Source organism: Shewanella morhuae (assembly GCF_003028295.1).
Lineage (GTDB): Bacteria > Pseudomonadota > Gammaproteobacteria > Enterobacterales > Shewanellaceae > Shewanella > Shewanella morhuae.
The window spans coordinates 1,427,040-1,448,842 of record NZ_PYSG01000002.1; the positions used below are offsets into that span (position 1 = coordinate 1,427,040).

14 protein-coding genes are annotated in these 21,803 nt (G+C 43.9%); 6 read left to right on the top strand and 8 right to left on the bottom strand.

Translation table 11 applies throughout. From position 1 onward, the window contains the following. Positions 1-147 precede the first annotated feature (147 nt). Positions 148-2,166, top strand: coding sequence for an NADPH-dependent 2,4-dienoyl-CoA reductase (locus C9I43_RS06775; RefSeq protein ID WP_107882872.1), 2,019 nt, complete (start codon positions 148-150; stop codon positions 2,164-2,166). A 707-nt stretch (positions 2,167-2,873) separates the two neighbouring features. On the opposite strand, the gene yfaE is transcribed toward C9I43_RS06775, so the two are convergent. From yfaE to ubiG, 5 genes are all read right to left on the bottom strand, one after another. After that, on the bottom strand, positions 2,874-3,311 hold the full coding sequence (gene yfaE, locus C9I43_RS06780) for a class I ribonucleotide reductase maintenance protein YfaE (RefSeq protein WP_107882874.1): 438 nt from the start codon (positions 3,309-3,311) through the stop codon (positions 2,874-2,876). Between the two features lie 5 nt (positions 3,312-3,316). Then, positions 3,317-4,447 carry a class Ia ribonucleoside-diphosphate reductase subunit beta gene (nrdB, locus tag C9I43_RS06785; RefSeq protein WP_076500424.1) on the bottom strand — a complete coding sequence of 377 codons (1,131 nt, stop codon included), beginning with the start codon at positions 4,445-4,447 and terminating at the stop codon, positions 3,317-3,319. A gap of 84 nt (positions 4,448-4,531) precedes the next feature. Then, positions 4,532-6,820: a class 1a ribonucleoside-diphosphate reductase subunit alpha gene (gene nrdA / locus C9I43_RS06790; protein WP_107882876.1), complete on the bottom strand. Its 2,289-nt coding sequence runs from the start codon at positions 6,818-6,820 to the stop codon at positions 4,532-4,534. Positions 6,821-7,340: 520 nt separating this feature from the next. Further along, a complete protein-coding gene (locus C9I43_RS06795) occupies positions 7,341-8,015 on the bottom strand; it encodes an HAD family hydrolase (RefSeq protein WP_107882878.1) in 675 nt (224 codons plus the stop codon). Between the two features lies 1 nt (position 8,016). Beyond that, on the bottom strand, positions 8,017-8,727 hold the full coding sequence (ubiG, locus tag C9I43_RS06800; RefSeq protein ID WP_076500430.1) for a bifunctional 2-polyprenyl-6-hydroxyphenol methylase/3-demethylubiquinol 3-O-methyltransferase UbiG: 711 nt from the start codon (positions 8,725-8,727) through the stop codon (positions 8,017-8,019). 387 nt (positions 8,728-9,114) lie between these two features. On the opposite strand from ubiG, the gene gyrA reads away from it, so the two are divergent. The 4 genes from gyrA (at position 9,115) to C9I43_RS06820 (ending at position 16,028) form a co-directional block, all read left to right on the top strand. Continuing rightward, positions 9,115-11,859: a DNA gyrase subunit A gene (gene gyrA / locus C9I43_RS06805; protein WP_107884072.1), complete on the top strand. Its 2,745-nt coding sequence runs from the start codon at positions 9,115-9,117 to the stop codon at positions 11,857-11,859. 101 nt (positions 11,860-11,960) lie between these two features. Further along, positions 11,961-13,052 (top strand): 3-phosphoserine/phosphohydroxythreonine transaminase, encoded by a 1,092-nt coding sequence (gene serC / locus C9I43_RS06810; protein ID WP_107882880.1) that lies wholly within the window; start codon positions 11,961-11,963, stop codon positions 13,050-13,052. Positions 13,053-13,506: 454 nt separating this feature from the next. Further along, positions 13,507-14,841: a glutamine synthetase family protein gene (locus C9I43_RS06815; RefSeq protein WP_107882882.1), complete on the top strand. Its 1,335-nt coding sequence runs from the start codon at positions 13,507-13,509 to the stop codon at positions 14,839-14,841. Between the two features lie 266 nt (positions 14,842-15,107). Beyond that, entirely contained in the window at positions 15,108-16,028 is a 921-nt protein-coding gene (locus tag C9I43_RS06820; RefSeq protein ID WP_107882885.1) for a LysR family transcriptional regulator, read from the top strand. A gap of 8 nt (positions 16,029-16,036) precedes the next feature. Here C9I43_RS06820 and C9I43_RS06825 read toward each other — a convergent pair whose 3' ends face one another. From C9I43_RS06825 to C9I43_RS06835, 3 genes are all read right to left on the bottom strand, one after another. Next, positions 16,037-16,933: a YjjW family glycine radical enzyme activase gene (locus C9I43_RS06825; protein WP_181317861.1), complete on the bottom strand. Its 897-nt coding sequence runs from the start codon at positions 16,931-16,933 to the stop codon at positions 16,037-16,039. Next, positions 16,905-18,467, bottom strand: coding sequence for a YjjI family glycine radical enzyme (locus tag C9I43_RS06830; protein ID WP_107882887.1), 1,563 nt, complete (start codon positions 18,465-18,467; stop codon positions 16,905-16,907). The genes C9I43_RS06825 and C9I43_RS06830 overlap by 29 nt, the downstream gene beginning before the upstream one ends. A gap of 377 nt (positions 18,468-18,844) precedes the next feature. Then, a complete protein-coding gene (locus tag C9I43_RS06835) occupies positions 18,845-20,035 on the bottom strand; it encodes an amino acid aminotransferase (RefSeq protein WP_107882889.1) in 1,191 nt (396 codons plus the stop codon). A 431-nt stretch (positions 20,036-20,466) separates the two neighbouring features. On the opposite strand from C9I43_RS06835, the gene aroA reads away from it, so the two are divergent. Beyond that, positions 20,467-21,747: a 3-phosphoshikimate 1-carboxyvinyltransferase gene (gene aroA / locus C9I43_RS06840; protein WP_107882891.1), complete on the top strand. Its 1,281-nt coding sequence runs from the start codon at positions 20,467-20,469 to the stop codon at positions 21,745-21,747. Positions 21,748-21,803 lie beyond the last annotated feature (56 nt).

Genomic DNA, 21,803 nt, shown 5'->3' on the forward strand with positions numbered 1-21,803 from the left:
TCCAATCTGTTCATGCTAACTGAAAATAGCGCCACAGGCTAAACACAATTGTAAAGGATTTTGACTCGAGGGTTTAATCCAACAGTTGAGCTTAGATTTGACTCAAGGTATGCTGATTTAAATCACTTGTTTTAAAAGGATGTTTGAATGTCGTTTCCCCATTTATTAGAACCCTTAGAACTGGGTTTTACCCAGCTCAAAAACCGTGTACTTATGGGCTCAATGCACACAGGTTTAGAAGAAGAAAAGGGCGGATTTGAGAAACTGGCAGCGTTTTATAAAGAACGCGCTCAAGGCGGTGTAGGTCTGATTGTAACGGGCGGTATTTCTCCTAATCTGCGTGGGCGGCTTACGCCCCATGCTTGTCAGCTAAGTTTCCCTTGGCAAGTGGGCAAGCATCGTATGGTAACGCAGGCGGTGCACGAGGCAGGTGGTAAAATCTGTATGCAAATTTTGCATGCTGGCCGTTATGGTTATCATCCTTTTTCCCTAGCACCGAGCAAGATTAAATCACCAATTACCCCTTTTACGCCGTCTGCGATGTCTAGTCGCCAAGTACGCTCAACAATAAAGGATTACGCAAGCTCAGCTGCGCTTGCGAAAAAAGCGGGTTACGATGGTGTTGAGGTGATGGGCTCCGAAGGCTATTTGATCAATCAGTTTGTCAGTTCTCGCACGAATACTCGCACCGATGAATGGGGCGGCGCGTTTGAAAAGCGGGCTCGATTTCCCATTGAGATTGTTAACGCAATCAGAGCAAAAGTAGGGAAAGATTTTATCATTATCTTCCGTCTATCGATGCTCGATTTGGTGGATAACGGCTCAACTTGGGATGAAGTGGTGCAATTGGCACAATGGCTAGAGCAAGCTGGGGTTTCTATCTTGAACACCGGTATCGGTTGGCACGAAGCGCGTGTCCCGACAATTGCCACCAGTGTGCCCCGCGGCGCATTTGCCTGGGTGACGGAAAAACTTAAAAAATCGGTCTCAGTGCCGCTAATCGCCACCAACCGTATTAATACCCCCGAGATTGGCGAGCAGATTATTGCATCAGGCCAAGCGGACATGGTGTCGATGGCGCGGCCATTTTTAGCCGATCCTGAGTTTGTCAATAAAGCTGCCGCTAACACATCAGAGCTTATTAATACGTGTATAGGTTGTAATCAGGCTTGTTTAGACCATACCTTTGCCCTTAAACGTGCTACGTGTTTAGTGAATCCTCGCGCCTGTTACGAAACTGAAATTAACTTCTTACCGACATCCAATAAAAAGCGCATTGCTGTTATGGGCGCTGGTCCTGCGGGTATGGCATTTTCGGTATACGCCGCAATGCGTGGCCATGAGGTAGTACTGTTTGAAGCGAAATCTGAAGTGGGTGGGCAGTTTAATCTCGCCCGCAAAATTCCAGGCAAAGAAGAGTTTAACGAAACTATTCGTTATTTTATCAACCAAATTAAGCTACATAAAATTGATCTGCGATTAAATACTCGCCTTGATGCTAGTGTACTCGCAACAGAAAAATTTGATGAAATAGTCATTGCATCGGGTGTTGTACCACGGGATTTAGTGTTGCCAGGATTTGATAATCCACGGGTGGTGGATTATCAAAAGGTGCTCTCGGGTGAAGTCACTGTTGGCAACACTGTCGCTTTGATTGGTGCGGGTGGCATTGGTTTTGATATGGCACATTATCTTTGCGAGCGTCAATCTAGCACGCTAAATCCTGATAAATGGCTACAGCAGTGGGGCATCGATAAAACCTACCAACATGCAGGCGGCCTGACAGTGCCTCACATAGATAATACCGATCATCGTAAGGTGCACTTACTGCAGCGTAAAACCTCAAAAATGGGTAAAGGTTTAGGTAAAACGACCGGCTGGATCCATCGTCTCGTGCTCAAGCAACATGATGTAAAAATGAAAATTGGCGTAAGCTACGATAGATTTGATGACGCAGGCTTACATATCCGAGTAGGTGAAACGAGAGAAGTGCTTGCGGTTGATAACGTGATCCTTTGCGCGGGGCAAGAGTCGAATCGCACATTAGTAGATGAGATGAAAGCGACGGGTGTTCCAGTGCATTTGATTGGCGGTGTTGATGTGGCAGCAGAGCTTGACGCTAAACGCGCTATTCGACAAGGCGCTGAGTTAGCAATGCGTTTGTAGCAAAATGAAAGCGAGTATTTTATAAAGCCTAAACTACTGTTTGGGTTTTATATTCTTGCGATGCGTAAAGAGAGTTATTGCAGATGTTACATTTCGGAGTTGAATTCGGGTTACAGGCTCTAGTCACCTAGCTATTGTGATACCAATTTCATTTATTTATATGTTTTTATTAAAAATAATAGTTAAAGCAGGGTGTAACAAAGTAAAACAAGTGCGAGCCAGAATAGTTTACCTATAAAAGGCATCGAATATAGGATTGCTGAAATACCGATGACGATCAGTAATGTCGTTGGTTTACTACATATAGGCTTAACGCCAGTAAGAAATGATTTCATTACGTTTCTCTAGTATGAATAAAACAATCGGCATTATTAATGCGTAAAACAATATAATGTATACTGACAATTAGAGCAATGATTCAACAGCAAAGAATATACAGATTTTATCCCTTAAAGTAAATCAGGATAATAGTTCAAAGTGTTATTATATTAATAAAAATATGGAACATAGAGTCTATTATTTTGCAATTAAATATATCAGTCTCTTAAGGTTAAGTGAAAAATTAAACGACAATAACGAAACGATCAAAAGTCATAACTATTTAATTTTTATACTCGAAGTGTCTATCAACAAAACCTATCAATGGGAGGACGATAATAGATTTTTATAGCCTCCATTTTAATGAACGTGTCAGCATTTCAACTCGCTTAATTCTCAAGCACTTCTTTCTGCAATGCTAAAGTTGAACTGATTTTAGTGTGACTCGTTGAAGCTGTTGAGGTGGTTGTTAAAACTCTTGTGGTTTCATTCATCTGTTTAGGCTGGCAAGTACTCACCACGACGGCGTCTTCTGCGGATAAATCCAGTTCTAAATCCGTTATGGGTACACAGCAGCAAGGCAAACATTCGTCGTGTTTAAGCTCGGCCAATGGCTCGCTTAAATAGCAGACTTTACCGCTGATGATTCGTGTTTTACAGGCACCGCAAAAACCGTTGCGACACTCTGAAAATATTTTGACCTTTTTGGTTTCGAGCGCTTGCAGCAAAGTGCCGTATTGCTCACTAAAGAGTAATACGGGCTGACCTTGCAGGCGCACAATCGGCGCCTTAGTAAACAGTTTTTTATGTGATGTTTTTGAGGTCATCTTGATTACAGATCGAAATCAAGAAACTCATCGCCATCAACCGCAGAGTCGATTTGACCAACAAGGTAAGAAGAAACTTCCACTTCCTGCGGTGCAACTTGCACAGCATCACTTTCTAACCAACTTTTCATCCAAGGTAGTGGATTGGTTATTTCAGGATACGGTTGTGGTAGGTTAACTGACTTCATGCGTTGGTTAGTAATAAACTCCACATATTGGCAAAGGATTTGTTCGTTTAAGCCAATCATAGAGCCATCTTTAAACAGGTATTTCGCCCATTCTTTTTCTTGCTCTGCCGCCTTATAAAATAAATCGAAGGCTTCTTGCTGGCACTGGGCAGCAATTTCACCCATTTCAGGATCGTCTTTACCGCCCTGCATGATGCTCAAAATATGCTGAGTGCTGTTTAAGTGTAAGGCTTCATCACGGGCGATTAAGCGAATGATTTTTGCGTTACCTTCCATTAGCTTACGTTCAGCAAAGGCAAACGAGCAGGCAAAGCTAACATAGAAGCGAATCGCTTCTAAGGCATTGACTGACATCATGCACAAGTACAAGGCTTTTTTCAGCGTACGAGTGTTAACGATGATTTCTTTACCATCGATAACGTGGGTACCTTCGCCGAGTAAATGGAATGCTTGGGTTAATTGTATTAAGTGATCGTAATAAGCGGCGATATCGGTTGCACGACTTAAGATCTCTTTGTTTACCACGATATCATCAAAAATCACCGAAGGATCGTTAACGATATTACGGATGATGTGCGTGTATGAACGCGAATGAATCGTCTCAGAAAAAGACCACGTTTCTATCCACGTTTCTAATTCTGGTAGCGATACTAAAGGTAAAAAGGCCACATTTGGCGAGCGACCTTGGATCGAGTCGAGCAAGGTTTGATATTTCAGGTTAGAAATAAAAATATGCTTTTCATGATCAGGTAATGCGCTGTAGTCGATTTTGTCACGACTAACGTCTACTTCTTCTGGACGCCAAAAAAAAGATAGCTGTTTTTCTATCAGTTTTTCGAACACTTCATATTTTTGTTGATCGTAGCGGGCCACATTGACCGATTGACCAAAAAACATCGGTTCGCGGGTGGCATCGTTAGGTGTTTGACAAAAGGTAGAGTAGGCCATGTTGCTATTTTCCAATGGGTAGGGATCTCACCTTAAGTGGATCCCTACACTTCTTATGTGTAAGAGTACCGTTAATGTAAAAAGTTATATTTTACATGCGCCGCCGGCACAACCGTCGTCTTCTTTCTCAAGGCTGGTAATGTCGTCGTGAGAATCTGACGCACCATCGCGAGTGTTATGGTAATAAAGCGTTTTAACACCCAATTTATAAGCATTGAGCAAATCTTTCAGTAGTGTTTGCATCGGTACTTTACGACCTTCAAAACGTGAAGGGTCATAGTTAGTGTTGGCCGAAATCGCTTGGTCAACGAACTTTTGCATAATACCTACTAGCTGTAAATAGCCGTCGTTACTTGGCATTTTCCACAGTAATTCATAGTTATCTTTTAGAGTGTCAAAGTCAGGCACTACTTGTTTCAGCTGGCCATCTTTACTCGACTTTACACTGATAAGACCGCGTGGTGGCTCAATACCATTAGTCGCATTAGAAATTTGCGATGAGGTTTCTGATGGCATTAATGCCGATAGCGTTGAGTTACGCAGGCCATATTGCTTAATATCGCTACGCAGTGATTCCCAGTCTAAGTGCAATGGTTCGGCACAAATTTTATCTAGGTCACGTTTGTAGGTATCGATAGGTAAAATACCTTGAGAGTAAGTGGTCTCGTGGAATAACGGACATGCACCTTGCTCTTTAGCTAAGTTCATTGAGGCTTTCAGTAAATAGAACTGAATCGCTTCAAAGGTTCTGTGGGTGAGCGCATTGGCGCTACCATCAGAGTACTTCAGGCCATTTTTCGCTAAGTAGTTCGCAAAGTTAATCACGCCTATGCCTAAAGTACGGCGATTCATCGAGGCACGTTGTGCCGCCTTGATGGGGTAGTCTTGGTAATCTAATAAGTTATCTAGCGCTCGCACGGCCAGATCGGCTAATGGCTCAATATCAGATAATTCTTTGATAGAACCTAAATTTAGCGCCGACAAGGTACAAAGTGCGATCTCACCCTCAGGATCATCAATGTTGTTCAATGGTTTTGTCGGCAGGGCGATTTCAAGACACAGGTTAGATTGTCTGATCGGCGCGACTTTTGAATCGAACGGGCTGTGAGTATTACAGTGATCTACGTTCTGTATGTAGATACGGCCAGTAGAAGCACGCTCTTGCATCATTAGTGAAAATAGCTCAACGGCTTTGATAGCTTTTTTACGAATGCTGCTGTCTTGCTCATATTGCAGATATAAACGCTCAAATTCGTTTTGATCTTCAAAGAAAGCATCATACAGGCCAGGTACATCCGATGGACTGAATAGGCTGATATTTTCGCCTTTGATCAAACGTTGATACATCAGTTTATTCAGCTGTACGCCGTAGTCTAAATGACGGATACGGTTATCTTCTACGCCGCGGTTATTTTTCAATACCAGCAGTGATTCGACTTCTAAGTGCCAAATTGGGTAGAACAAGGTCGCAGCACCACCACGCACACCGCCTTGAGAACAAGACTTCACCGCGGTTTGGAAATACTTATAGAAAGGTAAACAACCTGTGTGGAAGGCTTCGCCACCACGGATTGGGCTACCTAAGGCGCGAATACGACCGGCATTAATACCTATGCCCGCACGTTGGCTGACGTATTTCACAATCGACGAAGCTGTTGCGTTGATTGAATCTAAGCTGTCACCACATTCGATAAGTACGCAAGAACTGAACTGACGCGTTGGTGTGCGTACACCCGCCATGATAGGCGTTGGTAGCGAAATTTTAAACGTCGACACAGCATCATAAAAATCTTTAACGTATTTCAGGCGCGTTTCTTTTGGGTAACGGGCAAATAAACACGCTGCCACCAAAATGTATAGAAATTGGGCGCTCTCGTAGATGTCGTGCGTGACACGGTTTTGAACTAAATACTTACCTTCAAGCTGTTTTACTGCAGCATAAGAGAAGTCCATATCGCGCCAATGGTCGATATAGGTATCCATTACATCCAGCTCTTCGCGGGTGTAATCTTGTAAAATATGTTGATCGTATTTACCTAGTTCAACCAGCTTAGTCACATGAGCATACAATGCTGGCGGTTCGAACTGACCAAAGGCCTTCTTACGCAAATGAAACACCGCTAAACGGGCGGCAAGGAACTGATAGTCAGGTGCCTCTGGTGAAATTAAATCCGCCGCTGCTTTGATGATCGTTTCGTGGATAGCTTCAGTAGGGATGCCATCAAAAAACTGTAGGTGTGAGCGAAGTTCAACTTCAGAAACAGAAACGTTTTTTAATCCCTTGGCTGCCCAAGTAATTACGCGGTGAATTTTGTCGAGATCGATGTTTTCACGATCGCCACAACGTTTTGTGACTGTCATAGTGCTTTTCATTTGAAGATAGGCCTTGGTTCTTATATCTGTTTAGGTGAGCAAGTTCACCGAACGTATCCTTGTAAAACAATCAATAACCGTCCCTTAAATATCGTTGACTGAGTAAAAATAAGTCAATTAAGCGGCGAACTTCATAGTGTGTCTGATTGCTACCTATACACAAGATATGGTGTTTTAAATTATCTGGGATACAAGATAGTGAGGTTTGCCCCTATTTGCAAGCCTGAATTCAGGGGGTATCTTGTGGATATCTTGGGGGTAAGTCGATGCGTTAGTAGTGACTAACCTTGTAGGTCAATTTCAGGGTAGCATACACAGTTGCTGAATATCTTTTAAGCGATCTCTTGCTGAGATCGCGATCGCTACAATAAGCAGCGATCGCTGTTTTTGGCTTAGCATTTTTTGAGCGACGTTACTGTTCGTTTCTAGTTCACCGCAAATGGTACAAATTATAATAGATGGTAAGCACCGTTTTTAGGCTAAATTAGCGCAATGACTCAGTATAATGTTAATGCTTGCGTTAACAGGCTAGCCGCTCAATTAATGTTTGGTGTAGCTGTTCAGGGCTTACAAAATAGGCGTGAGCTGGCCACTGTAACGGCTTATCGTTCTCCCCTAAATAACCCCATAGTGCCACGCCGCCTAACATGCCTGCAGCTTTGGCTGCCAGCAAATCGCGCTCAGCATCCCCAAGGTACAAAATTTGCGATGGGACGCAGCCAAGTTGCTGTGCGCCTAACAACATTGGCGCTGTATGGGGTTTGGGATGCTTTGTCGAATCGCCGCTAATGATCACGGGCATACGCAGGTGTAAATTTAGTTTTCGTAATAATGGACGGGTAAAGCGAGCAGGCTTATTGGTGATCACCCCAAACGGTATTTGTGTTAATTCGAGCCAATCGAGTAATGCTGCAATGCCTGTGAATAGCGCACAGTGATCGCCATTAATGCGCTGATAATGGGCGAGCAACCCTTGCTGAACTTGAGTGCGAAGATCATCCGCTGCATTGGGTATTGCCGCATCGACTAGGGCAAAACTGCCGTGGGATGCTGCGTAGCGCATGGCCGCTAACGGCTGCGCGGCGATGCCGACGTCCTGAAGACTTAAATTGAGGGCTTGTACTAGATCCGGCGCGGTATCGGCTAAAGTGCCGTCGAGATCGAACAGTACGCCTTTAATCTGCGTCAAGCTCATACTAATCAACCTTACGCGTCGCTATCATGTAATTCACATCAACCTTAGGCGTGTATTTAAAAATGCCCGTCAATGGGTTGTAGCTAACACCTAACGCATCGATACAGATAAGGTCGGTGTTATCTACCAGCTCAATCAGCTCGGAAGGCTTAATAAATTTTTTGTGTTCATGGGTGCCAACAGGCAGCATTTTTAGCAAATATTCGGCACCTAAAATGGTGTGCACATAGGATTTAAGGTTGCGGTTAATGGTCGAGAAAAATACATAGCCGCCGGGTTTTACCATGTCACAACAGGCTTTAATAACCGATTGCGGGTCGGGTACATGTTCTAGCATTTCCATACAGGTCACCACATCATAGTATGCTTGATGATCTTGGCTGTGGGCCTCGGCAGTATTTTTCACATAGTTAATGTTTACGCCCATTTCCAGAGCGTGCAGACGTGCAACTTCTAAGGGCGCTTCACCCATATCTAACCCATCAACCTTGGCGCCGATGCGTGCCATGCTTTCAGATAAAATTCCGCCGCCGCAGCCGACATCGAGCACTTTCTTACCGAAAATCCCCTCAGCAGTTTGATCGATGTAATTTAAGCGCAGCGGGTTTAATAGATGCAGCGGTTTAAATTCGCCGTTGAGATCCCACCAAGTTTCGGCCATACGTGCAAACTTTGCGATTTCCTGTGGATCCACATTGGTATTCTGATGCATGCTATTTACCTGAAAGAAGCTGTTTTGTGCGGCTATTATAACGACTATGTTTGATAAACACAGTGTTCGGCTAAGCTAAGCCCTTGTGGTTGGATGAATTTTCAGCAATTGTCCGTTTTTATACAAATTGTTGTGCTCCATATCGACTTTTTACATTATCTGATTGACTATTTTTTCTTATCTTGGGTTGTTAGTTTTAATTGTTGCTTACCGCTAAAATGGCTAAATTGATAGTGTTTTCATCGATTAAAGCACTAGACTCCCAATTCGATAAGGATAGGTCTGGCGACATTAAATAACTGTGTTAGAATGCCAAATCACGTTTTTGGGCTAGGCAATGATACGGATTATACGTTGTCGGCTATTTTTCAGGGGAACGAGCAGTTTATGACTGATCTGGCATCATCTATTTCGCCAATTAATATCGAAGACGAACTAAAGAATTCGTACCTTGATTACGCCATGAGCGTGATCGTGGGACGTGCATTACCGGACGTGCGTGACGGCTTAAAGCCAGTACATCGACGCGTTTTGTTTGCCATGAGTGAATTGAAGAACGATTGGAACAAGCCTTACAAAAAATCTGCCCGTGTGGTCGGTGACGTAATCGGTAAATATCACCCCCATGGTGACTCTGCTGTTTATGACACTATCGTCCGTATGGCCCAGCCATTCTCACTGCGTTACACCTTAGTTGACGGCCAAGGTAACTTCGGTTCAGTTGACGGTGACAGTGCAGCGGCAATGCGTTATACCGAAATCCGTATGGATAAGTTAGCGCACCAATTACTGGCTGACCTTGAAAAAGAGACGGTTGATTTCGTCCCTAACTACGACGGCACAGAACTCATTCCAGCGGTTATGCCTACACGTATCCCTAACCTGTTAATTAACGGTTCATCGGGTATTGCGGTCGGCATGGCAACCAACATCCCACCACATAACTTAACGGAAGTGGTGAAAGGCTGTTTGGCACTGATTGAAGAACCTTCACTGTCGATTGAACAGTTGATGGAATACATTCCTGGTCCGGATTTCCCGACAGCAGCGATTATCAATGGTCGTAAAGGCATTATTGATGCCTATAAAACTGGCCGTGGCCGCGCAATTATGCGTGCACTGGCGGATGTGGAAACCGAAGATAATGGCCGTGAACGCATTATCGTGACTGAAATCCCTTATCAAGTGAACAAAGCCCGCTTAATCGAGAAGATTGCCGAGCTGGTTAAAGATAAAAAGCTTGAAGGGATCAGTGGGCTACGCGACGAGTCTGATAAAGACGGTATGCGTATTGTTATCGAAATTAAGCGCGGCGAAGTGGGCGAGGTAGTATTAAATAACCTTTATGCTCAAACGCAAATGCAGTGTTCTTTCGGGATTAACATGGTAGCCCTGACCAATGGTCAGCCTAAGCTATTTAACCTTAAAGAAATGCTCGAATGCTTTATTCTGCATCGTCGTGAAGTCGTAACGCGCCGTACTGTATTCGAATTACGTAAAGCTCGTGAGCGCGCCCATATTCTGGAAGCTCTCGCGGTTGCACTGGCCAACATTGATCCGATTATTGCACTGATCAAAGCCTCGCCTACGCCTGCGGAAGCCAAAATTAAATTGGTTGAACAAGGTTGGGAATTAGGTCACGTTCAAGGCATGCTTGAAAAAGCGGGCGATGACGCCGCACGTCCTGAGTGGTTAGAACCAGAATATGGCATTCGTGACGGTCAATATTTCCTGACTGAACAACAAGCTCAAGCAATTCTTGAATTGCGCTTACACCGTTTAACCGGTCTAGAGCACGATAAAATCATTGCTGAATACGAAGAGCTACTCGAATTTATTGCAGGTTTACTGTTTATTCTGCGTAGTCCTGAACGTCTAATGGAAGTGATCAAGGAAGAACTTGTTCAAATTCTTGAAGAATATGGCGATGCCCGCCGTACAGTGATTAATGCCAACGAAGTGGATATGAGTCTTGAAGACTTGATCAACGAAGAAGACGTTGTCGTAACACTGTCGCACTTAGGCTATGCCAAGTATCAGCCGTTGACCGATTACCAAGCCCAGCGCCGTGGTGGTAAAGGTAAAGCCGCGACGAAAGTGAAAGACGAAGATTTCGTCGAGAAGCTACTCGTTGCCAATACCCATGACACTATTTTGTGCTTCTCAGACTTTGGTAAGATGTACTGGCTTAAGGTGTATCAATTACCACTGGCGAGCCGTACGGCCCGCGGCCGTCCAATTGTTAACTTATTACCGTTAGCCGATGGTGAGCGCATTACTGCGATTCTGCCAGTACGTGAATACGCCGCTGATAAGTACATCATCATGGCGACCTCACACGGTACTGTGAAGAAAACTGCACTGACTGCTTATAGCAACCCACGTGCCAACGGCATTATTGCCGTTAACCTTAAAGACGGTGACCAACTGATCGGTGTCGACATTACCAATGGTGATGACGAAATCATGTTGTTCTCCAACGAGGGTAAAGTGGTACGCTTTGGTGAGAAAGTGCGTGATTCAGAAACCGGCCAAGTGAAAACCGATCCCGAAACTGGCGAAGAAGTCTTGTCCTTACGTCCAATGGGCCGTACAGCAACCGGCGTTCGTGGTATTCGTTTAGAAGAAGGTCAAAAAGTCGTGTCACTTATCGTACCTAAAGGCGATGGTGCAATTTTGACTGTGACCGAAAACGGTTATGGTAAACGGACTCAATTGTCTGAATATCCAGCGAAGAGCCGTGCGACTAAAGGTGTGGTTTCAATCAAGGTGAGCGAGCGTAACGGCGCGGTCGTTGGCGCAGTTCAAGTCGGTCTTAACGACGAACTGATGCTCATCAGCGATAAAGGCACTTTGGTGCGTACACCGGCGGGCGGCGTGTCTATTATTGGTCGTAACACGCAAGGTGTAACGATTATCCGCACCGCAGGCGACGAGAAAGTGGTTGGCTTGCAACGTATTGATGAAATCCAAATTGATGAGGATGAAGTCGAACTGGATGAAAACGGCTTACCGATTGTTCCCGTCGTAGTTGAAGGCGAATTAGCTGACCAGCTTGATGAAGAGCTGGATGATGAGGAAGAGTTGGATGAAGACGACGAGCTTGCTGATGATGAGCAAGACGAAGAGTAATTAAGTGTCACATAAACGAGCGTCCAATTGGACGCTCGTTTTTTTGATGGGTTATTTGTCATTAAGAACATTAATCATGGTTGGGATTAAGGAGAGTATCAGTGAGCGCGATTTATAATTTCTGTGCTGGACCAGCAATGTTACCTACAGCGGTAATGCAAAAAGCACAACAGGAATTACTTGATTGGAATGGCCAAGGCGTTTCCGTGATGGAAATCAGCCACCGAAGTAAAGAGTTCATCGCGCTGACTGAGCAAGCCGAGTCCGACTTACGTGAACTGATGCAAATCCCTGCTAATTACCATGTGCTATTTATGCACGGCGGTGGTCGTGGACAATTTTCTGCTGTCGTGAATAATTTTCTCGGTGAGCAAGGTAGAGCCCTGTATTTAGTCAGCGGTCAGTGGTCGTCAGCCGCATTAGCCGAAGCGCAAAAGCTCGCGGGTGAAGCGCAAATTGACAGTCTCAACATTGTTGAAAAACACAATGGACTCAATACCGTTATCTTGCCTGATTTACATAAAATTGATGCCGATTATCGTTATGTTCACTACTGTCCAAATGAGACCGTCGATGGTATCGAAATTTTTGATGAGTTAGACTCGCCTTGGCCGATTATTGCCGATTTATCGTCAACCATCATGTCCCGTGAAATCGATGTCAGCCGCTATGGCTTGATTTACGCTGGCGCGCAAAAGAACATTGGGCCATCGGGTTTGTCGATAGTGATTGTACGCGGTGACATGCTAAAACTGCCGAGTTTATCGCAGTCGTCCATTATGGATTATCGGCTTCAAGTCGAGCACGGTTCTATGTTCAATACGCCACCTACCTTTGCTTGGTACCTTGCCGCAGAGGTTTTTGCTTGGCTTAAATCCATTGGCGGTATTGCGAGCATTGCGAAAGTTAATCAACAAAAAGCGCAGATGTTATATCAGTGTATTGATGGTAATGCGTTTTACCGTAATGGTGTCATTGCAGCTAACCGCTCACAAATGAACGTGACTTTCCAGTTAGTTAACGAAGCTCTCGATGGTGAGTTCTTAAAGCAAGCGCAAATTGCCGGACTCGTCGCATTAAAAGGACATCGTATTGTCGGTGGTATGCGCGCGAGTCTTTACAATGCGATGCCACTTGAAGGCGTAGCTGCGCTAGTCAAGTTTATGAATGAATTTGCTGCTAAGCATAGCTAAGCGCGCACGGTTCTAAACGCACATAGTATCGTTTTTGATGCCCGTATTGATCTTGTGTGATTGCTAAAAATCTTTTGTAAAATAATTTTATACATAAAAAGCGAATGTATTTAGTATTCGCTTTTTATTTATACCATCCTCACATCATCTAAAAATAAACGACTTCCACACTCAACCATATGTAATCTCAATCTATTTTTGTCTGTGTATGTCTTGATAATGAGTCATTAGAGTACGGCCTGACACGATTAGCTAAGTCATTTAAGGAGCACTCAATATCAGTATCGTATCTGCCTAATCTCACTTAATCAGATTTTTTGATTACGTTTAGTTTTACTTTCGTCATTTATATTTTACATATTTACGTAATCTGTATGGCTTTTTAAACGAAAGCCTGATTATAATTTCGTTCTCTCATGGTGCTGTTCTCAATAATTAGTGACTAATAAATCAAATGGACTCAACTCTTCTTACTGCATTTTTTAAGCACGGTACTATTCGTGATGTCGAATGTTTATTCCCTGATATCTCTGGTTACCCTAGAGGTAAGCTTATGCCTGCCCAAGGTTTTGCAAAAGGGGCTGAGCTGCGTATTGCCCAAGCGATTTCAATGCAGGCGATTACAGGCGAGTATTCCTATGATGCTGTTTTCCCTGATGCCGATCCTGATATTCTGTTAATTCCTGATTACAGTACCTTAAAAATGATCCCGTGGAGCACTGTGCCACGCGCTTTTGCCATCCATGATTGTGTGTTGTTAGATGGCCGTTTATGTCCATTTGCACCGCGCTCTATCTTGAAAAACGTATTAGCACGTTACCAAGCGCTTGGATTAACCCCAGTGGTCGCGCCAGAAATTGAGTTTTATCTTACTGAGGCCAATACCGATCCCAATGTGCCATTTAAGGCGCCTATTTCAAAAAGCGGTCGCGCTGAAAATGGACACTCTGCCTTTAGCATGAATATGTTAAATGAGCTTGCGCCATTTTGGGATGAGTTTAATGCCACTATCGATGCGATGGGGATCAAAGGGGATACCTGGATCCATGAGATGGGTTTATCACAATACGAGATTAACTTAGTGCATGGCAATCCACTATTCTTAGCCGATCAAGCGTTTATGTTTAAATATGCGGCAAAAGAAATTGCAATTAAGCATGGAATGAATGCCGTCTTTATGGCCAAGCCGATAGCGGGCCAACCTGGTAGTTCTATGCATTTACATCAAAGTGTGGTCGATAATAACGGTGTTAATATTTTTAGTCACAGTGATGGTAGCGACACTGAACGGTTTCATCATTACATTGGCGGTTTACAAAAATATCTGCCTGATTTGATGCTGTTATTTGCCCCTAATATCAACTCGTTCCGACGTTACATATCGGGTAGCCAAGCACCCATTAACTTAAGTTGGGGCGTTGATAATCGTACGACAGGCTTACGTGTGCCATTAAGTGATCCGTCTGCGAGACGAGTAGAGAATCGTATTGCTGGCGCCGATGCGAATCCGTATTTGATGATTGCCGCTTCTCTTGCTGCAGGTTTGGCTGGGATGGAAGAAAAAATAGCCGCCACCGAACCCGTAATAGGCAACGCTTATGATAATAGTCATGACTTAGCACCCACCTTTTTAGCGGCATTAACGCAAATGCGCCAAAGCGGATCGGCAAGACGTTTATTAGGCGATGACTTTGTGGCGGGTTTTGTGTCGGTGAAGGAGATTGAGTTTCAAAGTTACTTGGCAGAAATAGGCGCCTGGGAGCGACGATTTTTAGGCCCGCAAAGCTAACATTTTGATATCTAAATGCATTAGCCATCTTAGGGTGGCTTTTGCACTTAATACACTGAGTAGCGATTCAGTGTATTTCAACATTTATGGGTAAACATTATCTACTATGGTAAGTGCTATACCTTAGGTTGATATCACACTCTATTGATTTGTATCATCTTTTAAAGCAGCGTATCCCTTATAATCTGCAAGTAATAGTACTTATTCTCAAATGACATTTATAGTTATCGCGATAAACTGTCTGACCAGATCAAGGGACATAAGCAATGGATTTAGCAAAACTTTCACGTATCAGCATGAAGCATTTGATTACCTTGCATGTGATGCTTGACACTCTTAGCGTGACTGCGAGTGCTGAACGTTTATGCCTAAGCCCTTCATCCGTCAGTAAAACCTTGAGCCAACTGAGAGACAGCTTAAATGACGAGTTATTTTATCGTCATGGCAATACATTAATCGCCACGCCCTTAGCGAGAAGATTAGGCCCAAGCGTGCAGCAAATGATCAATGATATGAATCAAATCCTGAGTCAAGATGCGTTTGACCCTACACATTATCAGGGGCGGTTTTCGCTCGCGATGCGAGAAAGCACCTTTGAACTGCTGGCCGCTAAACTCAGCGCGCATATTCTCAATTTGGCGCCTAATATCCGCTTAGCGTTTTATAGTAAGGACAATATTGGTTTTGATGGTTTAAGCAAAGGTTCATTAGATTTTGTTCTGTTGCCCCATGACTTGAGCCAACCTAATCCTCTTCAAGACGATCTGGTGTGGGAGACCTTGTTCAACGATGAAATGGTTTGCCTAATGAACGCGTCCCATCCATTGGCCAAACAGCAAAATATCAGCTTCGATGACTATCTTAATTACAGTCATATTGGCATCACGGATACTGATCTCAGTACGCCTTTTTTTGATATTCTACTTGCTCAGCAATCTAAAAAGCGTGCCGTACCGATTTCAGTGCCTGATTTTGGTAGTGCCGCATTAATGTGTCACCACAGCGAGTTACTATTTACCTGTTCGCGCCGCTGGGCCAGTATTGCCAGTCAAGCTAAAGGCCTGACGATTAAGCCTTTACCCATTGAATATGGCAAGGTGGCTTATAGTCTAGTTTGGCATCGACAAAGTATGAACGATCCGGCCCATCGCTGGCTTTACGCACAAATATTGCTTTGTAGCCATTAAATCAGTCATTAGATAAACGTAGATGGCAGTACAATATTGGTTAATCCTTGCTTTGCAAGTTGAGCCGCTAAGTTTTCGATATCCATTGACGTACATTTAGGCCATATCAAGGCTTCATTAGCCACACCATGGTGATGAAAGGCGTTAAGCTTAATGTGAATACCTGTGCCTAATTGCAGTAAATAGCGCGCTAACTCTTCTATTTCTTGTTCATAATCTGTGATGCTAGGAATGTGTAACAATCTCACTTCATACAATTTTTGATGTTGAGCAAGCAACTGGATTGACTTGAATACAGCATGGTTGTCGCGACCAGTAATGTACCTATGGGTATCTTGCTGCCACGCTTTAAGATCCACCATAGCGCCATCTAAAAAAGGTAATAGTTTGTGCCAACCGGTTAAACTCAAACTGCCATTGGTATCGAGCATGCAAGTGAGGTGTGATAGTGATGTGGATGCCTTAATCGCTTTAAAAAGTTCAACAATAAAAGGCAGTTGTAGACTCGCTTCGCCGCCGCTAACCGTAATACCATTAATAAAGTGATGCTGACAGTGAATGATGCCCAGCACGTCCTCAACACTGTAATGAAGTACCTTAGGGCTTGCTTGTTTCGGGCACACTGAAATGCAAGTATCGCATTGGCTGCAACGTTCGCTATCCCAAATAATATGAGGTTTATTATTTGGCTTTATCAGTGACAGCGCATTTTGAGGGCAGTGAGTTATGCAATCACCACAGGCATCGCATAATCCTATGGTGTGGGGGTTATGGCAATTTTTGCATTGATAATTACAACCTTGCATGAAGAGAACGAGCCTGCTACCAGGCCCATCGACACATGAAAAGGGTAATATCTGATTAATAATCGCTTTTTTATTGAGTGACGTAGGGGGATTGTTCATGGGCAATCACTCGTGCTTGTCGTTGTAATATTCCGGTGTTAATTGCCGCTTCTGCTGCTAAACCTGTGGTGTTGGTGCGTGAGCCGCATTGCTTAAATGCCTCAATGTCTGACCGTTTTACCATATAGCCCGTTACCCGCATTAAATCACTACCGCTGACATTGGCGGTAAATTCCCTAAAGCCTAAATTAAGCGCCGCTTTACACAGTTGAAACATCGCCTGAGGGTTAGCTTTTACGGTCTCATCTATGGTTAAAATATCGCTTATTCCCGCCGTATAATATTGATGATGCTGCGCTAAGGCTTGAATGTGGGCGATGGGGTTAGGTTCAGTGCCATAGGGAATGCGTACGCCTGGCGTAATGTCTTTATCGAGACTAATACCGCTTTGTGAATGCAATAACGCCCGATTGTGGTAACCATGTGTGACGGGCGTTGATTTAACGATTGTGTCGAGCATTGCCGAGATCCGGTAACCGAGCTGATTTGCATCAGTACCATGACCATAACGTTGATTTTGCATGCTGGGTGTTGATGCTGTGTCGGAATGGCTGGGCGATAACGCTTGTAAAATATTAACCGCTTCCGCCATACCATAAATGCCAAACATAGGCGCAAAACGCGATTCATCAATCAATTGTTCTTTCACTAAAAAACTGTCAAAAAAGTGTGATTCTTGATGCAAAAATGCCGAGCGCGCTTCAATGAGCTCGAAGGTGAGTGAGCAGTAATTTGGCAATAGCGTATCGAAAAAGTCATTGATGGAAGTGGCCTTTAACGCGACCTCTTTAAGATTAAGTCGAACTAAGGTATTGGCGCCGCCCGCTAAAGGTAAAGCGTTATAGCAACTTACAATGCCAAAACCGCGTTCATCAAATGCCTTGACATGCAGTGGGTAATTCGCGATATGCGGCTTAGCGCACTGACAAATATTGGTGGTCGCAAGCAGCAACAATTCATCAGGCGTGACGGTGGGATCGTACATAAAGGTTAAATTCGGGGCAACTTGTTTTAACTCAGCATCAATGCGTAACACAGTGCGGCAAACAATATTATCCGTAGGACCAATATTCACGTGCATAAAGGCATCGGGCAACGTCCTGTCGAGCATGATCCAGAACAGTTTTAATTTACGATAAAGTTCTTCATTATTAATCCCGTGGGTGAAAGGCATTAATATTTCATCTAACTGGCCTAAATACACTGGAATATTGGTTACCGACGGCACATGGTGATAAAGGATCGTTAATGCGGTTAATGCTTCATCTAAATTTTGCGGGGCTGATAACTCTAAATACTCAGATCCTTGGTTAAGATAGCGAGCATAATCTGGCAATACATAGCGCGGTTTAAACGGCGCATGGCCTTCAAACATATCGCAAATAATGCCATCATTCATCGCCTTTTTTACCTCAACCGATATTGGCATATAGGGCAAGCTCGCCTCTGCCTCCAACGCTAAATAGTTGGATTTTTGCTTAGGTGAAAGCAGAGGATTTGTTACTATTTGCACTAATTTATCTTGTAATAGCATGGTGGAATATCCATAAGTTCTATGATGACCACTAATCTACTGGGCAGCTCTGGCTTTAAAAAGTGAAAATAGCCGCAGCCCTGATTGATGAAATGGAAATCCGGCGACAGAGGTCACAACTTATGATTTATTGCATTAAACGACCGTTTTTTAAAACGCTAGAATGTGGTTTTTACGATTGAAAATAAAGCTTGAACAGTGAGATGTAGCTTTGCTTGATAGGTTTTTTGGGATTTAGTGCTGAAGGTAAGGTTTGTTAACGCTGATGCAGTGGGATGATTGAAAAGCTTAATGTTTGTAAGGGGTAAATAAACTCTGCTGCATCTTGAATCGTAACAATACAGCAGAGTGAGTTGTGCAGATAAACTAGGCCGTGCTTAAAGCACTTTAGCGATAGACTGAGCTAAGTAATCGACGTTATCTTCACTGATCCCAGCAATACTAATGCGGCTTGAACCTACCATATAAATACTAAATTCTTTTTGCAGGCGCGCAACTTGCTCAGGATTAACACCGAGAAAAGAAAACATGCCTTTTTGACGGGTGATAAAGCTAAAGTCACGGTCTACGCCATTGGCTTTTAGTTTATCCACTAAAATAGCGCGGTTACCGTTGATACGATCGCGCATGATTTTAAGCTCGTCTAGCCATTCTTGGGTTAATTCAGCCGAGCCTAAAATCGTCTCCACAATCGCCGCGCCGTGCGCTGGCGGCATAGAGTAGAGGCAACGAACCACATAAAGCAGTACCGATTGTGCAACGTTGGCGCTATGGGCATCTTTAGCAATCACAGAACACGAACCAATGCGCTCACGGTACAGCCCAAAGTTTTTTGAGCATGAGCTGCATAAGATCATATTGTCGACTGCTGCCGCCATTTGACGCACGCCGTAGGCATCAATATCAACGCCATCACCAAAACCTTGGTATGCCATATCGATAAGCGGAGTAAAGCCTTGTTCTTTAGTTAGGGCAACCACTTTATCCCATTGCTCTGTGGTTAAATCCATCCCGCTGGGGTTATGGCAACAGGCGTGGAGTAACACAACGTCATCTGGGCTAATTTGCGATAGGGCAGCAAGCATCTCATCAAATTTCAATGATTTGCTATCGTAGTCATAATACGGATAGGTTTTAACGGTAATGCCAGCCGCTTCGAACAAACCGATATGGTTTGCCCACGTTGGGTCACTCACCCACAACACCGCATTGGGGTTACAACGCTTAATAAAGTCAGCCGCCACGCGCAGTGCACCAGTACCGCCGGGGGTAGAAACAGTGCGAATACGATTTGCAATAATGGCACTATGCCCAGCGCCAAAGGCTAATTCTGTCATTAAGCTATTGAATTGTGGCGAGCCCGTTGGTCCGATATACACTTTGGTGGTTTCGGTATCGAGGCGATATTTTTCGGCCTTTTTCACGCAGCTAAGAATAGGAGTTACGCCGGTAGGATCTTTATACACTCCGACACCTAAATCGACTTTCAGTGGGTGAGTGTCTTCGCGGTACTGAGTCAATAAGCCAAGGATCGGATCTGCTGGCATTGCAATAAGTGAGTTAAACATAGCTCCATCTACCTTTCTGGTTATTTAGCAAACGTGATGATGTATCAAATAAGCATTATTTATTGTTTGGCACTTAGGATAGCGCGGAAAGGCTAAGTGTTTAAAGTGAAAACTGTGATTAAGCGCCTGTTAGCTTGGCCACTCACAGGGCCTAAATACGCTTAAATTATAAATTGGCGGCATATATTATAGTTTTTGGTATTTTTACACTGCTTTTTGCAAATAATCCGACCTAAAAGCAATTTTTATCGAAAAAACGGTTGAATCCTTAGCGACAATCGGTAATTTTATAACCACGAAGTATCAATAAGGCCGCAATCTCCCTTTATTTGTAATCTTAACTTGACGCTGTGTAGCATTAAGTTGCCATTTTACGTACTTAGCCCGCGTGATCATGATGATGACGCCCTATAGAGAAAGAAGATTTATTCATGAAGCAATTACGTCTTGAACCTGTTCTGCAAGTCCGCGGTGAGATCAATATTCCTGGCTCAAAAAGTATTTCCAATCGCGCTCTATTATTGGCGACGTTAGCCCAAGGTACGACCACACTCACTAATTTGCTCGATTCAGATGATATTCGCCATATGTTGGCCTCTCTAAAACAGCTGGGGGTGAGCTACCGTTTATCGCAAAACAATACTGTGTGTGAACTCGATGGCTTAGGTGGCGTGATCACCTCAAAATCTGCGCAGGAATTATTTTTAGGCAATGCGGGGACCGCCATGCGTCCTTTGTGCGCCGCCTTAACCTTAGGCCAAGGCGAATTTACCTTAACGGGCGAGCCTCGCATGGAAGAGCGCCCGATTGGCGATTTAGTGGATGCTTTAAGGCAACTGGGTGCCAATATTGTTTATCTCAAAAATGATGGTTTTCCACCGCTGACCATTAATGCCACTGGCCTTAATGGTGGCGATGTTGAAATTGCCGGTGATTTATCCAGTCAGTTTTTAACCGCATTATTGATGGTGGCACCGCTTGCCAAGGGCAATGTTAATATCCATGTGAAAGGCGAATTAGTGTCTAAGCCTTACATCGATATTACACTAGCTTTAATGGCGCAATTTGGCGTCACTGTGATTAACCATGATTATGGCCGTTTTGAAATCGTTGCCGGTCAACATTACGTGTCACCGGGTAAAGTGCTGGTAGAGGGCGATGCATCATCAGCATCTTACTTTTTAGCCGCTGGCGCGATTAAAGGCGGTGAAGTTAAAGTGACGGGCGTGGGGCGTTTGAGTATTCAAGGCGATGTAAAATTTGCCGATGTGCTCGAAAAAATGGGAGCGGAGATTGAATGGGGTGATGACTATATTATCGCCCGCGGCGCTAAGTTAAGTGCCGTTGATTTAGACATGAATCATATTCCCGATGCAGCCATGACCATTGCTACCGCCGCATTATTTGCCAAAGGCACGACGGTTATACGTAATATCTACAACTGGCGTATTAAAGAAACCGATCGTTTAGCCGCAATGGCGACCGAATTACGAAAAGTTGGCGCCGAGGTTGAAGAGGGCAATGATTACATTAAAATCACCCCGCCAGCCGTGATTAATACTGCTGAAATTGATACCTATAACGATCACCGTATGGCGATGTGTTTTTCCATGCTCGCATTCGCCGATTGCGGTATTACGATTAACGATCCTGATTGTACTTCTAAGACATTCCCCGATTATTTTAGACAATTTGCGAGTCTTCAACATTAAGTTGTCAAGACCTGAAAATCTAATTTAGCCTCAACGCAAAAGAAGCAGCCGTATAC